The following is a 14,739-nucleotide window of genomic DNA, read 5'->3' as shown; positions in this document are numbered from 1 at the left end:
GGCAACTATGGCCGGGGCCACGATGTTCCGCCTACCCGCCGGCTGCCCGATAGGCTCGGCGCGTGGCTGAAGAGAACGAGAAGACGCAACCGGCCGAACCGACCAGCCGTCAGCTGGGCACCGCCCGCGAGTTCGTGGCGAAGCACGGCGAGGCGGGCCGGGCCGTGGTGGAGAACATCGGCCGCGCCGGGGCCAGGGTGGTGCTGGTCGGCGCGGACGGCGCGATCGGCGACGTGCTCGTCCCCAGCGTGGAGACCGGCGAGCGGCTGGTGGCCGCGGTCGACGGCCTCGAAGCGTCCACCTGGGACAACGAGACCGTCGGCGCGACCAAGATCGGCGCGCGCTACCGCCGCCGCATGGCCAGCCCGCTCTAGGTCTAGGCGCTCTCGGCGGGTTTGACCAGCTTGGCGGCCAGGCGCTCCGGCTTCGGCCAGCGCACGTCCCGCGCCCAGCCGAGCTTTTCGAACACCCAGATCACCCGCGCCGACACGTCGACCTGACCGCGCAGCACCCCGTGCCGGGCGCAGGTCGGGTCGGCGTGGTGCGAGTTGTGCCACGACTCACCCATGGACAGGATCGCCAGCGGCCAGAAGTTCGCCGCCTTGTCACGGCTGGCGAACGGGCGGTCGCCGACCATGTGGCAGATGGAGTTGACCGACCAGGTCACGTGGTGCAGGAAGGCGATGCGCACCAGCCCGGCCCAGAAGAACGCGGTCACCGCGCCCCACAGCGACCAGGTGAGCAGGCCGCCGAGCAGGGCGGGCGCGGCCAGGCTGAGCGTGGTCCACAGCCAGAAGTAGCGGTTGACCACGCGCAGGTCGTCGTCGGCCAGCAGGTCCGGCGCGAACCGCTCGTAGCTGGTCACCTCGCGCTGGAACATCCAGCCCATGTGCGCGTGCCAGAACCCCTTCGCCAGCGCCATCGGCGAGGTGCCGAACAGCCACGGCGAGTGCGGGTCGCCCTCGCGGTCGGCGAAGGCGTGGTGCCTGCGGTGGCTGGCGACCCAGAAGATCACCGAGCCCTGCACCGCCATGCCGCCCGCCACGGCGAGCGCGATCCGCAGCGGCCGCGCCGCCTTGAACGCGCCGTGGGTGAAGTAGCGGTGGTAGCCGACGGTCACGCCGAGCGTGCCGATGACGTAGAACGCCGCCGCGAGGCCGACGTCGACCCAGTTGAGCCCCCACCCCCAGGCGAAGGGCACCGCTGCCACCAGCGCGGCGAACGGGATGAGCAGGAACGCCTTGAGCACCACCATCTCGGCGGTGGAGCGCTGATGGGAGACGATCGGCTTCGGCCCGGTGGCCGCCGAGGGTGACTTCATGGGCTTGAGCCTATTCGGACATTTGGGCTGGCGGCCCGCGCCCTCGTTAAGCGCCGGTGTCGGTCAGTCGGCGGTCGCGAGTACCGGGGCGTCCGCGGGGTACCTCGAGGGCACCGGACCGCGGTCGCGGGTGGCGCACCACAGCGCCGCGGTGGCCACGATGACCAGCGCCGACCCGAGCACGTGGAAGGAGACCAGCGCCTCCGGGATGCCGAGCGCGTACTGCAGGCTGCCGAGCCCGCCCTGCGCCAGCGCGACCACCCACAGCACGCCGTAGCGCCGCCAGGTCGCCGCGGGCACGCCGGTGCGGGAGAAGTTCAGCCCGAGCACCGCCAGCACGACCAGGAACGCCACCAGCAGTCCGCCGTGGACCTGGGCGAGGGTTTCGATCGGCGCGTCGAGGCGCGGGGTGTCGGGGTCGCCGCCGTGCGGGCCGGCCCCGGTCACCGTGGTCCCGGCGACCAGCACCGCGCCGAGCAGGACGACCAGCGCGACCATCAGCTTGCGCCCGAGCGGCTGGATCAGCCAGCGGGGCCGCTCGTCACCCTCGTCGAACGCGCGCAGCAGCATGAACGCCAGCCACACCAGCGGGGTGGAGGCGAGGAAGTGGATGGCCACGGTCCACCAGAGGAGCCCGGCGAGCACGGTCATGCCGCCGACCACGGCTTGGGCGACCACGCCGAGCGGCATCGTCCAGGCCAGCGCGACCAGGCGCCGCCTGCTCGGCTGGTCGATCTGGATGCGCCACGCGGCCAGCACGCACAACCCGGCGACCACGATCACCAGCCCGGTGAGCAGCCGGTTGCCGAACTCGATCCACTGGGTCAGCGCGTCCAGTTCGGGGTGCTCGACCGGGAACATGCTGCCCGGGAAGCACTGCGGCCAGGTGGGGCAGCCGAGCCCGGAGCCGGTGACGCGCACGATCGAGCCGGTCACCCCGATCCCGCCCTGGGTGATCACCGCGGCGATGGCGAGCACGCGCCGCACCACGATGGACGGATAGGGAAGACGGGCGACGAGCGACTTCAACGGCACGCCCCGATGGTAGGCGGCCGGTTCCCCGCCCCGGCTGAGAGGTCTGAGCCCTGGCTCCCGCCGACGATTGCTATGAGTGGGGCATTACTTGCATTCGACGCAAGTAATGCCCCATTCCTAGCAATCGTGGAGCGAGCCGAGGCCAAAGACTCAGACTCAGTTCAGGCGGGTGGTGCGGGTGGCGAGCGCGCCCGCGGCGGCGGCCCACACCGCGAGCACGCCGACCGGGCCCCAGCTGAAGTGACCGTCCAGCAGGGCCGAGCGCAGGCCTTCGGCGAGCGCGCCGGAGGGCAGCAGGGCGACGACGTCGCCGAGCGCGCCCGGCATCGCGGCGGGCACCAGCAGGATGCCGCCGGCCAGCAGCAGCACGAACCACACCACGTTCGCCAGCGCCAGCACCGCCTCGGCCTTCAGCGAACCGCCCAGGAGCACGCCCAGCGCGCCGAAGGCGAAGGTCCCGGCGACCAGGAACACCAGCGTCGCCAGCAGCCCGCCCGGTGACGGCGACCAGCCGAGCAGCGCGGCCACCAGCCCGAGCACCACGGCCTGGATGGCGACCACCACCAGCGCCGCGAGCAACCGCCCGGCGACCAGCAGCCAGCGCGGCAGCGCGGTGGCCGAGAGCCGCTTCAGCACGCCGTAGCGCCGGTCGAACCCGAGCGCGATGGCCTGCCCGGTGAACGCCGACGACATCACCGCCAGCGCCAGGATCCGCGGGGTCACCCAGTCCACCGCGGCGACCGGGCCCAGTTCACCCGAAGGCAGGATGTCGAGCAGGCTCAACCCGAGCAGCAGCGCCAGGGGGATGAGCAGGGTGAGCAGGATCTGCTCGCCGTGGCGCAGGGTCAGCGCGATCTCCACCCTGGCGTGCGTGCGCAGCATGCGGCCGAGCGCGCCGCGGCCCGGCGCGGGGGTGAAGGTCCCCGGCGCGAAGCGGGGGTGGCCCTCACGAGCCCTGGTGGCGGTCATCCGCGCAGCTCCCGTCCCGTCAGCTCCAGGAACACCTCTTCGAGGTCCCGGCGGCCGACGTGCAGTTCTTCGGCGAGCACGCCCTGCTGGGCGCACCACGCGGTGACCGCGGACACCACCTGCGGATCGACCACACCCTCGACCCGGTAGCTGCCGGGCGCGGATTCGCGCACCACGTAGCCCTCGGGCAGCGCCGCCGAAAGCAGCGCGGTGTCGAGCCCGGCTCGCGCGCGGAAACGCAGTTGCGCGGCTTCACCGGCCTCGGCGGTCAGTTCGCTCGGTGCGCCCTCGGCGATCACCTTGCCCCCGTCGACGATGACTACGTGATCGGCGAGCGTTTCGGCTTCTTCCATCAGGTGTGTGGTCAGCAGCACACTCACGCCGTCGGCACGCAAGGCCGCGAGCAGGTCCCAGACCAGGCGCCGCGCCTGCGGGTCCATGCCCGCGGTCGGCTCGTCGAGGAAGACCAGTTCGGGACGCCCGACCAGGGCGCACGCCAGTGACAGGCGCTGCTGCTGGCCACCGGAGAGCCGCTTGAACGGGGTGCGCCGCGCGCCGTCGAGGCCGAGCACTTCGAGCAGCCACGCCGGGTCGAGCGGACGGGCCGCGCAGGAGGCCACCAGCGCGAGCATCTCGTCGGCACGCACGCCGGGGTAGGCGCCGCCGCCCTGCGGCATCACGCCGATCCGCGGCCGCAGCTTCTCGCCCTGGCCTGCCGGATCCAGCCCGAGCACCCGGACGGTGCCGGAATCGGGCCGCTGGAAGCCTTCGCACACCTCGACCGTGGTCGTCTTGCCCGCCCCGTTCGGGCCCAGCAGGGCCAGCAGCGTGCCCTGCGGCATCCGCAGGTCGAGGCCATCGACGGCGGTGACCTTCTTGGTGGATCCGAAGCGCTTCACCAGCCCGGTTATCTCCACGGCGGGTGCACTCACAACAAGCAAGGGTAGAGGTTGCCTCAGGCGGGCTGTCTGCGGCTGGGGTAGACCTCGTCGTCGAGGTGCGCCGGGGACAGCGCGCCGGAGATCGCGGCGGCGTCGGGGCGGGTGAAGATCAGCGGGCACATGCGCCGCACCACCAGCAGCGCCAGCACCACCAGCACGATCGCCGCGGTGTAGGCCTGGAACGGCACGAAGGTCCGGCCGCCGAAGCTGCCGCCGGTGGAGAAGACCACCAGCGAGAGCACCACGCTCGACCAGGTCGCCGCCACCCGGAACCGCGAGGTGCCCGCCGCCGCGGCCAGCGGGATGGCCGCCCACAGCAGGTACCAGGGCTGCAGCGCCACGTGCAGCACCATCACCGCGCCGAGGGACACGCCGAGCCCGATGATCGGGCGGTAGCGCCACTTCAGGCTGTCCCAGATGAACTTGGCGGTGACGATCGCGGCCACCAGGTAGCCGAGGTTGCCCAGGATCGGCACCAGCGCGTTCGTGTGGTTCCCCAGATCGAGTGAAATGCCGAGCAGGCCGCCGAGGTTGCCGAGTTCGGCGGTCGGCGAGATCCACGCCCGCACCAGGCCCGGTGTGTCCAGCGCGCCGATCCAGCCGAAGCCGAGGCCGGTGAGCAGGGTGACCCCGACGAAGACCACCGCGAACACCGCGAACATCGGCGCGGCCGCGCGGAAGAGGTCCTTGATGCCGCCGTGCCAGCGCCGCGCCACCATCACGGTGAAGAACGGCAGCGCCAGGATCGCGCTCACCTTGACCAGCACGCCCAGGGTGATCACCGCCACGCCGAGCGCGATGAACCGCAGTTCACCGGCGGCGACCGGCGGCGGGGTGTCGCCCTTGACCCGCATGGGCAGTTTGCGCAGGCCCAGTTCGAGCCCGGCGACCATCAGCCCCAGCGCCAGCGCGTCGTTGTGGGCCCCGGCCACCAGGTGGAAGATCAGCAGCGGGTTGAGCGCGCCCAGCCAGAGCGCGGTGGCGGGCTGCACGCCGAAGCGCGAGGCGAGCCGCGGCAGCGCCCAGACGATCAGCACCACCCCGACCACGGCCAGGCCGCGGTGCAGCATCACCCCGGTGACGATGTTGTTGCCCGACAGCTCCGCCAGCCAGCTGCCGAACCGCAGGTAGAGCGGCCCGTACGGGGCCGGGGTCTCGCGCCACATGTTCGACACGCCCGCGGTCAGCGGGTCGCCGATGCCCAGCGCCTCGGCCGGGCCCAGCGCGTACGGGTCCATCCCGCGGCGCACGATCTCGCTCTGCGCCAAGTAGCTGTAGACGTCGCGGGAGAACAGCGGCGGGATGAACAGCAGCGGGGTCACCCAGGTGATCAGCGCCCGGTGCAGCTGCTTCGGCGTGGCCAGCCGGGCGTTGGCCGGGCGGGCGAACCGGCCGAGCATCAGCCAGGCGATGACCACCATCAGGATGCCGGTGGCCGCGATCGCCAGCGAGACCGTGGAAATGCGGGCGAACACGCGCAGGACCGGGATCTCCAGCACCGGGTTGATCACCGGGGCGGCCCCCGCCCCCAGCGAGCCGGTCGCCAGGAACAGCGACCCGGTGGTGCCGAACCGGCGGATGATCTTGAGTGCGCGCTCCTCGGTGACGTCCAGCGGTTGCGGTACGGCGGGCTCCACGGGCGACCTGGTCTCCACTCCGGCAGGGTATCCACTGGGCTGTCACCGTGATGTCGGTCACCCGGAAATGGTCCTCCTTTGCCCCGTGCCCCGATATACGACACACTTGTGTTGTGAAAAAGACGGGCACCCCGGGACAGCGGCGGGACGGCGACGACCGGACCGCGGCCGCCGGCGTGCCCGCGCAGGCCAGCGCCGACGGCCGGACCCGGCACGAAGTGGCGCGGCTGCTGCTCGAAGAAGGGCCGATCACCGCCGCGGTGGTCGCCGAGCGGCTCGGCATCAGCCCGACCGCCGTGCGCCGCCACCTCGACACCCTGCTCGACGGCGGGGAGGCCGAGGCGCTCGACGCACCCCGGCGCGGACCGCGGGGGAGGGGGCGCCCGGCCAGGGCGTTCCGGCTCACCGACAGCGGCCGGGCCCGGTTCGGGCACGCCTACGACGACCTCGCGGTCTCGGCCGTCCGGTTCCTCGCGGAGCACGCGGGCCCGGACGCCGTCCGCGCGTTCGCCGAGAGCCGCGTCGCGGCCTTGGTGGAGCCCCACCGCGACGCGGTGACCAGCTCCGCGGAGCCCGCCTCCCGGGCGGAGGCCCTCGCCACGGCCTTGACCAGGGAGGGTTACGCTGCCTCGACCCGGCAGGTCCGCACGGGCGAACAGCTGTGCCAGCACCACTGCCCGGTGGCCCACGTGGCCGCCGAGTTCCCCCAGCTCTGCGAAGCCGAAACCGAGGCCTTCGCGAAGCTGCTGGGTACCCACGTGCAGCGCCTCGCGACCATCGCGCGCGGGGACACCGCCTGCACCACCCACGTACCCGCGGAGAATCCGCGCGGTATGGAAGCACCATCTCCGGACGGAGGGAATCCCGTATGACTGCCGCTGCCGAGCAGCGCACTCCCACCACAGCGCCCCTGTCCCAGGAAGAGACCATCGACTCCCTGGGCAACTACGCGTACGGCTGGGCGGACTCCGACGCCGCCGGGGCCAGCGCCCGGCGCGGCCTCAACGAGGATGTCGTCATCGACATCTCGGCGAAGAAGTCCGAGCCGGAGTGGATGCGTGACGCGCGCCTCAAGGCGCTGAAGCTGTTCGACCTCAAGCCCATGCCCAACTGGGGCGCGGACCTGTCGGGCATCGACTTCGACAACATCAAGTACTTCGTGCGCTCCAGCGAGAAGCAGGCCACCAGCTGGGAAGAGCTGCCCGAGGACATCAAGAACACCTACGACCGGCTCGGCATCCCCGAGGCGGAGAAGCAGCGCCTCGTCGCCGGGGTCGCCGCGCAGTACGAGTCCGAGGTCGTCTACCACTCCATCCGCGAGGACCTGGAGAAGCTGGGCGTGCTCTTCCTGGACACCGACACCGCGCTGCGCGAGCACCCGGAGCTGTTCAAGGAGTACTTCGGCTCGGTCATCCCGGCCGGGGACAACAAGTTCTCCGCGCTGAACACCGCGGTGTGGTCCGGTGGCTCCTTCATCTACGTGCCGCCCGGCGTGCACGTGGACATCCCGCTGCAGGCCTACTTCCGGATCAACACCGAGAACATGGGCCAGTTCGAGCGCACGCTGATCATCGTCGACGAGGGTGCCTACGTGCACTACGTCGAGGGCTGCACGGCGCCGATCTACCAGTCCGACTCGCTGCACTCGGCGGTCGTGGAGATCATCGTGAAGAAGGGCGGCCGCTGCCGCTACACCACGATCCAGAACTGGTCGAACAACGTCTACAACCTGGTCACCAAGCGGGCCAAGGCCGAAGAGGGCGCGACCATGGAATGGGTCGACGGCAACATCGGCTCCAAGGTCACGATGAAGTACCCGTCGGTCTTCCTGATGGGCGAGCACGCCAAGGGCGAAGTGCTCTCGGTCGCCTTCGCCGGTGAGGGCCAGCACCAGGACGCCGGCGCGAAGATGGAGCACCTGGCGCCGTACACCTCCTCGACCGTGGTGTCGAAGTCGGTGGCGCGCGGCGGTGGCCGCACCTCCTACCGCGGCCTGGTCAAGATCGCCAAGCGGGCGCACCACTCGCGCTCCAGCGTGGTCTGCGACGCGCTGCTGGTGGACACGATCTCGCGGTCGGACACCTACCCGTACGTGGACATCCGCAACGACGAGGTGTCCATGGGCCACGAGGCCACGGTCTCCAAGGTCAGCGCGGACCAGCTGTTCTACCTGATGTCGCGTGGCCTGACCGAGGAAGAGGCCATGGCCATGGTGGTCCGCGGGTTCGTCGAGCCCATCGCGCGCGAGCTCCCGATGGAGTACGCGCTCGAACTGAACCGCCTGATCGAGCTGCAGATGGAAGGGTCCGTCGGCTGATATGACGGCTAGCACTGACACCGAGAACAACGTGGCCGCCGCCGCGCGGGAGGCCGTCATCCCGGCTGCCTCCCGCGCGGAGCGGTTCGCTTCCTACGACGTCGAGGCCTTCGAGGTCCCCGGCGGGCGCGAGGAGAACTGGCGCTTCACGCCGATGAAGCGCCTGCGCGGCCTGCACGACGGCACCGCCGTCGCCGACGGCCGGATCACCGTGGAGGCCGAGCTGGCCCCCGAGCTGAAGCTGGAAACGGTCGGCCGGGACGACGAGCGCCTCGGCGCCGCGGGCGTGCCGAGCGACCGGATCGCCGCGCAGGCCTACTCCTCGTTCGAGACGGCCACCGTGGTGACCGTGCCGAAGGAGACCCGGGCTTCGAACGCGAGCGTGGTGCGCCTGGTCGGCCCCGGCGAGGGCAAGACCGCCTACGGCCACCTCCAGGTGCGTGCCGAGGCGTTCGCCGAGGCCGTGATCATCCTCGACCACACCGGTTCGGGCACCTACGCCGACAACGTGGAGTTCGTCGTCGGCGACTCGGCCAAGATCACCGTGGTGTCCGTGCAGGACTGGGCCGACGACGCGGTGCACGTCTCCGAGCAGCACCTGAACCTGGGCCGGGACGCGGTGCTCAAGCACACCGTGGTCACCCTCGGCGGTGACCTGGTGCGCGTCTCGCCGACCGCGACGTTCGCGCAGCCGGGCGGCGAGGTCGAACTGCTGGGCGTGTACTTCGCCGACGCCGGCCAGCACCAGGAACACCGGCTGTTCGTCGACCACGCGGTGCCCAACTGCAAGTCGAACGTGATGTACAAGGGCGCGCTGCAGGGCGACGGCGCGCACACGGTGTGGATCGGCGACGTGCTGATCCGCGCGGCCGCCGAGGCCACCGACACCTACGAGCTCAACCGGAACCTGGTGCTCACCCAGGGCGCGCGCGCCGACTCGGTGCCGAACCTGGAGATCGAGACCGGGGAGATCGAGGGCGCCGGGCACGCCAGCGCCACCGGGCGGTTCGACGACGAGCAGCTGTTCTACCTGCAGTCGCGCGGCATCGCCGAGGAGCAGGCGCGCCGGCTGGTCGTGCGCGGGTTCTTCCACGAGATCCTGGCGAAGATCACCGTGCCCGAGGTGCGCGAGCGCCTCGAAGCCGCGATCGAGGCCGAACTCGAAGCCGTCGGTGCCTGACTCTTCCCCACGAACCTAGGAAACGAAAAAGACTCATGGCCACTCTGGAAATCAAGGACCTGCACGCCTCGGTCACCACCGACGAGGGCGCCAAGGAGATCCTCAAAGGCGTGAACCTGACCATCCGCTCGGGTGAGACGCACGCGATCATGGGGCCCAACGGCTCCGGCAAGTCGACCCTGTCCTACGCCATCGCCGGGCACCCGAAGTACGAGGTCACCTCGGGTCAGGTGCTGCTCGACGGCGAGGACGTGCTCGAGATGAGCGTCGACGAGCGCGCCCGCGCCGGGCTGTTCCTCGCCATGCAGTACCCGGTCGAGGTGCCCGGTGTGTCCATGTCGAACTTCCTGCGCACCGCGGCCACCGCGGTCCGTGGCGAGGCCCCCAAGCTGCGCCACTGGGTCAAGGAGGTCAAGGAGGAGATGGGCAAGCTGGACATCTCCGCCGAGTTCGCCGAGCGCAGCGTGAACGAGGGCTTCTCCGGCGGTGAGAAGAAGCGCCACGAGATCCTGCAGCTGGCGCTGCTCAAGCCGAAGTTCGCCATCCTCGACGAGACCGACTCCGGCCTCGACGTGGACGCGCTGCGCGTGGTCTCCGAGGGCGTCACCGAGTACAAGGCGAACAACGAGGTCGGCGTCATGCTGATCACGCACTACACCCGGATCCTCAAGCACATCACGCCGGATTTCGTGCACGTGTTCGCCGGCGGGAAGATCGTCGAGTCCGGTGGCGTTGAACTGGCTGACGAGCTCGAGGCCCACGGCTACGTGAAGTACGCGGGCAAGGCCGAGAACGCCACGGCCGCCGCGGTCTGACCGCCGCTCGCCCCGGAATCCACCACACGACCGAGAGGAGCCGGCCTTGACCACCACCGCCGCCGACTCTGTGCCCTTGGACGTCGCCGCGCTGCGCGCCGACTTCCCCATCCTGTCCCGTACCGTCCGGGACGGGAAACCCTTGGTGTACTTGGATTCCGGGGCCACCGCACAACGTCCGGCGCAGGTGCTCGACGCCGAGCGCCGGTTCCTCGAGACGGCCAACGCCGCGGTGCACCGCGGTGCGCACCAGCTCGCCGAGGAGGCGACCGACGCCTACGAGGACGCCCGCGCGCGCATCGCGGAGTTCGTCGGCGCCACCCCGGGTGAGCTGGTCTTCACCAAGAACGCCACCGAGGGCTTCAACCTGGTCGCCTACGCGATGAGCAACGCCGCGACCGCCGGTGCCGAGGCCGCCCGGTTCACCATCGGCGAGGGCGACGAGATCGTCATCACCGAGATGGAGCACCACGCGAACCTGGTGCCGTGGCAGCAGCTCGCCCAGCGGACCGGGGCGAAGCTGCGCTGGTTCGGCGTGACCGACGAGGGCAGGCTCGACCTGTCCGACGTGGACTCGCTGATCACCGAGCGGACGAAGCTCGTGGCGTTCACCCACCAGTCGAACGTGCTCGGCACGGTCAACCCGGTGGCGCCGCTGGTGGCCAGGGCGAAGCAGGTGGGCGCGCTCACCCTGCTCGACGCCTGCCAGTCGGTGCCGCACGCGCCGGTGGACCTGGCCGCCCTCGGCGTCGACTTCGCCACCTTCTCCGGGCACAAGATGCTCGGTCCGTCCGGGATCGGCGTGCTCTACGGCCGTCGGGAGCTGCTCGAGGCGATGCCGCCGTTCATCACCGGTGGGTCGATGATCGAGCTGGTGCGGATGGAGGGCTCGACCTTCGCGCCGCCGCCGCAGCGGTTCGAGGCGGGTTCGCCGATGACCTCGCAGGCGGTCGGCCTCGGTGCCGCGGTGGACTACCTGTCCGCGGCCGGGATGGACGCGATCTCCGCGCACGAGCACCGGCTCACCGAAGCCGCGATCGCCGGGCTCGGCGAGATCGCCGGCGTCCGGATCATCGGGCCGACGGACCTGGCCGACCGCGGGGGCGCGGTGTCCTTCGTGATCGACGGGGTGCACCCGCACGACGCCGGGCAGGTGCTGGACAGCCTCGGGATCGCGGTGCGCGTCGGGCACCACTGCGCGTGGCCGCTGCACCGCCGGATGGGGGTGCCCGCCACCGTGCGCGCGTCGTTCTACCTGTACAACGAACTGTCCGAAGTGGACGAACTGGTGCGCGGTGTGCGCGAGGCGCAGCGCTTCTTCGGGGTGGCTTGATGCAGCTGCAGAGCATGTACCAGGAGATCATCCTGGATCACTACAAGAACCCGCACGGCCGCGGCCTGCGGGAGCCGTTCGACGCCGAGTCGTTCCAGGTGAACCCCACCTGCGGCGACGAGGTGACGCTGCGGGTGAAGCTCGACGACGGCACCGTCGCCGACATCTCCTACGAGGGGCAGGGCTGTTCGATCAGCCAGGCGTCGACCTCGGTGCTGACCGACCTGGTGGTCGGGCACACCGTGGATGAGGCGATGCGGACGCTGGACGCGTTCGTCGAGCTGATGCAGGGCCGGGGCCAGGTGGAACCGGACGAGGACGTGCTCGAGGACGGCATCGCCTTCGCGGGGGTCGCGAAGTACCCGGCGCGCGTGAAGTGCGCGCTGCTGGGGTGGATGGCGTTCAAGGACGCGGTCGCCCGTACCGGGGGTGACGGTCCGAGCGCATCGAGTGGATCGAACGGTTCGAACGGTTCGAACGGAGAGGTGAAATGAGCGAGACCGAAACCGACGCGCCCGCCCACCGCGAGGGCCGCACCGCCGCCGACCTGCCGGAGCAGCAGGCACCGGCCGCCGACCTCGCCAAGGTGGAGGACCTCGAGGAGGCCATGCGCGACGTGGTCGACCCCGAACTGGGCATCAACGTGGTCGACCTCGGCCTGGTGTACGGCATCCACGTGGAGCCGGACAACACCGCCACCATCGACATGACGCTGACCTCGGCGGCGTGCCCGCTGACCGACGTGATCGAGGACCAGACCGCCTCCGTCCTCACCGGCGGCGCCGGCCTGGTCTCGGACTTCCGGATCAACTGGGTCTGGATGCCCCCGTGGGGCCCGGAAAAAATCACCGAAGACGGCCGGGACCAACTACGAGCCCTGGGCTTCACCATGTAGCTCCCCGGGCACCCTCCCCGCGAGGGTGCCCACCCTCGCTCCCCGAACCCCACGTTCGCGTAGGCGAGTCCCACACTCAGGCACCCGAGTCCTGCGCTCGTGCAGCCGAACCCCACACTCGCGTGCCCGAGTCCCACGTTCACGCGAGTAAGGCCAACGCGCGGGTGAGCGCAATGCTCGAGCATCCGGGGGCGGAACGGCGAAGCCGATGTCACGAATGTGGCTTTCGAGACATCCAACGTCTCGAAAGCCACATTCGTGACATCAGCTGGTGCACTGCGTCGAGGTGGTCCACTCCGGCGGACTCGACGGCCCGGCTGCCGGGTTGTTCGAGGCGCTCACCTGAGCTGTCGCTGCGTCCGGAACACCACGAACAGCAGCCGCAGGCCGACCAGCAGGCTGACCACCAGCAGGTGGTAGCCGAACAGCTGGTTCAGCGAGACGTCCGGCAGCACCCGCGGCCCGCTCGCGCTGCCGAGCAGCAGCACCGCCATGATCCCGGTGGCCAGGCCGGTCGCGGCGAGCAGGATCTCGTGCAGCCACCCGGTGATCACCTGGCGGTCGCGTTCGTCGGCGAACAACCGCACGTTGACCGACAGCCTGCCCTGCTCCAGCGCGGAACTGATCCGGTCCAGCCGCCGCGGCAACCGGCGCACCACCGGCAGCAGCGACATCAGCTCGTCGGTGGCGGCCTGGCGCAGCGAGTCCGGGCGCAGCTTCTCGCCCACCTTGGCCATGGCGAACGAGCGCGACTCGGTCATCACGTCGAACCCGGGCGAGAGCAGCCCCAGCGTGCCCTCCATGGTGGCCAGCGCGCGGAACACCGCAGCGATCGGTGGCGGCACCGACAGGCGGAACCCGGAGATCACCTTGAACAGGTCGGTGAACAGGTCCAGGTCCGGCGCCTGCCGGTGGCTGAAGTGCTTGGCCACCAAGGCACCCAGCGCGCGTTCGAGCCGTCGCTCGTCGATGTCGTCCGGCCGGTCGACGATCTCCAGCAGGCCGTCGCGCAGCGCCGCCGGGTCACCGCGGTCGATCGCGGCGAGCAGGTTCTGCAGCCCGCCGCGCAGGCTCGCGTCGAGCCTGCCGACCGAACCGAAGTCGAGCAGGCCGAGCCGCCCGTCGGCGAGCACCAGCACGTTGCCAGGGTGCGGGTCCGCGTGGAACACCCCGTGCAGCATCACCTGGTGCAGCAGGCAGTCCAGCAGCGAGCGCGCCAGCGCGGGCCGCCGGTCGGCACGCACCTCGGCCGAGTTCAGCGGCGCGCCCTCGAGCCTGCTCATCACCAGCACGCGTTCGGTGGACAGTCCTTCGTGGACGGTCGGCAGCGCCACCGAGTCGTCCGGCCGCGCGGCCCGCACCGAGGCCAGGTTCCGCGCCTCCACCCGGAAATCCAGCTCCTCGACCAGTGCGACGGCGAAGCCTTCGGCGAGTTCGGCGACGCCGAGCGAGCGCGCCCACCGCGTGCGCAGTTCCAGCGAACGCGCCACCCGGTGCACGATGTCGAGGTCCCGCTCGACCACGCGGCGGACGTCGGGCCGCTGCACCTTGACCACCACCTGCTCACCCGTGCGCAGCTTCGCGCGGTAGACCTGCGCGATCGACGCCGCGGCGATCGGCTCCGGGTCGAACTCGGCGAACACCTCGGCGGGCGGCGCGCCCAGTTCGTCCTCGAGCACCTGCTCGATCAGCCCGGCGGGGGCCAGCGCGACCCCGTCCTGCAGCCGGCTCAGCTCGTCGAGGAACGGCTGGGACAGCAGGTCGGGCCGGGTGGACAGCACCTGCCCGAGCTTGACGAAGGTGACCCCGGCCTCTTCGAGCGCCTTGCGCAGGGACCGGGCCAGCGCGGCTTCCCGGCTGCCGTCGGGGTCGCGGCGCCCGGTCAGGTACGGGCCGAGCCCGTGCTTGACCGCGATCCGGGTGATCTGCGAGTACCGGCGCCCACGGCCGGCTTTCGCCCTTGCCGCCCGGATCCGGCCGAGCAGGCCGAGGCCACCGCCGGTCGGCAGCGCGAGTTCGGCGACGAACAGGAAGACCAGCGTGGTGACGAAGGCGGCGCCGGCGATCGGCACGAGCAGGCCGGCGAACGCGGCCGGGCTGGCCGGGTTCACCGGGGGCAGCAGGGTGAACACCCCGGTGACCACCAGCCAGCCGAGCAGAGCGCCGGCGAGCGCGCGGACGGTGCCGATGCGCACGCCGAGCACCCGGCGTGACGCGGCCACCAGCGGCCACAGGAACACCACGTAGAACGGGAGACTGAGCAGACCGAAGAGCAAAGAGGACACTCACGCAGTAG

The 14,739-nt window shown here is 71.0% G+C and carries 14 protein-coding genes; 8 read left to right on the top strand and 6 right to left on the bottom strand.

All coding sequences use genetic code 11. The features are described from left to right. The first annotated feature begins 62 nt into the window (after window positions 1–62). Entirely contained in the window at window positions 63–374 is a 312-nt protein-coding gene (locus tag JOM49_RS32985) for a hypothetical protein (RefSeq protein ID WP_209668075.1), read from the top strand. Window positions 375–376: 2 nt separating this feature from the next. Here the strand turns inward: JOM49_RS32985 and JOM49_RS32980 are convergent, their stop codons facing one another. From JOM49_RS32980 to mptB, 5 genes are all read right to left on the bottom strand, one after another. Beyond that, complete coding sequence (locus JOM49_RS32980; RefSeq protein WP_209668074.1) at window positions 377–1,321, bottom strand: acyl-CoA desaturase; 945 nt, start codon at window positions 1,319–1,321, stop codon at window positions 377–379. A 63-nt stretch (window positions 1,322–1,384) separates the two neighbouring features. Then, window positions 1,385–2,356, bottom strand: a complete 972-nt coding sequence (locus tag JOM49_RS32975; protein WP_209668073.1) for a COX15/CtaA family protein — start codon at window positions 2,354–2,356, stop codon at window positions 1,385–1,387. A gap of 156 nt (window positions 2,357–2,512) precedes the next feature. Beyond that, window positions 2,513–3,325 carry an ABC transporter permease gene (locus JOM49_RS32970; protein ID WP_209668072.1) on the bottom strand — a complete coding sequence of 271 codons (813 nt, stop codon included), beginning with the start codon at window positions 3,323–3,325 and terminating at the stop codon, window positions 2,513–2,515. Further along, window positions 3,322–4,257, bottom strand: a complete 936-nt coding sequence (locus JOM49_RS32965) for an ABC transporter ATP-binding protein (RefSeq protein ID WP_209668071.1) — start codon at window positions 4,255–4,257, stop codon at window positions 3,322–3,324. Before JOM49_RS32965 ends, JOM49_RS32970 begins: the two co-directional genes overlap by 4 nt. Window positions 4,258–4,280: 23 nt before the next feature. Then, entirely contained in the window at window positions 4,281–5,921 is a 1,641-nt protein-coding gene (gene mptB / locus JOM49_RS32960) for a polyprenol phosphomannose-dependent alpha 1,6 mannosyltransferase MptB (RefSeq protein WP_209668070.1), read from the bottom strand. A 95-nt stretch (window positions 5,922–6,016) separates the two neighbouring features. Here mptB and JOM49_RS32955 point away from each other — a divergent pair, with 95 nt between their 5' ends. From JOM49_RS32955 to JOM49_RS32925, 7 genes are read left to right on the top strand one after another with little or no spacing between them, the layout of a single operon-like run. After that, window positions 6,017–6,775, top strand: a complete 759-nt coding sequence (locus JOM49_RS32955) for a helix-turn-helix transcriptional regulator (protein ID WP_372444131.1) — start codon at window positions 6,017–6,019, stop codon at window positions 6,773–6,775. Next, a complete protein-coding gene (gene sufB / locus JOM49_RS32950) occupies window positions 6,772–8,220 on the top strand; it encodes a Fe-S cluster assembly protein SufB (RefSeq protein ID WP_209668069.1) in 1,449 nt (482 codons plus the stop codon). The genes JOM49_RS32955 and sufB overlap by 4 nt, the downstream gene beginning before the upstream one ends. Before the next feature lies 1 nt (window position 8,221). Beyond that, window positions 8,222–9,400 (top strand): Fe-S cluster assembly protein SufD, encoded by a 1,179-nt coding sequence (sufD, locus tag JOM49_RS32945; protein WP_209668068.1) that lies wholly within the window; start codon window positions 8,222–8,224, stop codon window positions 9,398–9,400. Window positions 9,401–9,435: 35 nt separating this feature from the next. Further along, entirely contained in the window at window positions 9,436–10,215 is a 780-nt protein-coding gene (sufC, locus tag JOM49_RS32940; RefSeq protein ID WP_209668067.1) for a Fe-S cluster assembly ATPase SufC, read from the top strand. A gap of 46 nt (window positions 10,216–10,261) precedes the next feature. After that, a complete protein-coding gene (locus JOM49_RS32935; RefSeq protein ID WP_209668066.1) occupies window positions 10,262–11,548 on the top strand; it encodes a cysteine desulfurase in 1,287 nt (428 codons plus the stop codon). Then, window positions 11,548–12,042, top strand: a complete 495-nt coding sequence (sufU, locus tag JOM49_RS32930; protein WP_209668065.1) for a Fe-S cluster assembly sulfur transfer protein SufU — start codon at window positions 11,548–11,550, stop codon at window positions 12,040–12,042. Before JOM49_RS32935 ends, sufU begins: the two co-directional genes overlap by 1 nt. Further along, the gene (locus tag JOM49_RS32925) at window positions 12,039–12,443 is read left to right on the top strand and encodes a metal-sulfur cluster assembly factor (RefSeq protein ID WP_209668064.1); all 405 of its coding nucleotides are present in this window, start codon (window positions 12,039–12,041) and stop codon (window positions 12,441–12,443) included. Before sufU ends, JOM49_RS32925 begins: the two co-directional genes overlap by 4 nt. 338 nt (window positions 12,444–12,781) lie before the next feature. Here the strand turns inward: JOM49_RS32925 and JOM49_RS32920 are convergent, their stop codons facing one another. Continuing rightward, window positions 12,782–14,728, bottom strand: coding sequence for an ABC1 kinase family protein (locus JOM49_RS32920; protein WP_209668063.1), 1,947 nt, complete (start codon window positions 14,726–14,728; stop codon window positions 12,782–12,784). Window positions 14,729–14,739: the final 11 nt, after the last annotated feature.

Origin of the sequence: Amycolatopsis magusensis (genome assembly GCF_017875555.1) — a bacterium.
GTDB classification, from domain to species: domain Bacteria; phylum Actinomycetota; class Actinomycetes; order Mycobacteriales; family Pseudonocardiaceae; genus Amycolatopsis; species Amycolatopsis magusensis.
This window is presented reverse-complemented; position numbering and strand designations above follow the sequence as displayed.

Coding starts and splice junctions, on each gene's coding strand:
- JOM49_RS32980 (WP_209668074.1), bottom strand. CDS start 1,321: ATGAAGTCACCCTCGGCGGCCACCGGGCCGAAGCCGATCGTCTCCCAT.
- JOM49_RS32970 (WP_209668072.1), bottom strand. CDS start 3,325: ATGACCGCCACCAGGGCTCGTGAGGGCCACCCCCGCTTCGCGCCGGGG.
- sufB (WP_209668069.1), top strand. CDS start 6,772: ATGACTGCCGCTGCCGAGCAGCGCACTCCCACCACAGCGCCCCTGTCC.
- sufD (WP_209668068.1), top strand. CDS start 8,222: ATGACGGCTAGCACTGACACCGAGAACAACGTGGCCGCCGCCGCGCGG.
- sufC (WP_209668067.1), top strand. CDS start 9,436: ATGGCCACTCTGGAAATCAAGGACCTGCACGCCTCGGTCACCACCGAC.
- sufU (WP_209668065.1), top strand. CDS start 11,548: ATGCAGCTGCAGAGCATGTACCAGGAGATCATCCTGGATCACTACAAG.
- JOM49_RS32925 (WP_209668064.1), top strand. CDS start 12,039: ATGAGCGAGACCGAAACCGACGCGCCCGCCCACCGCGAGGGCCGCACC.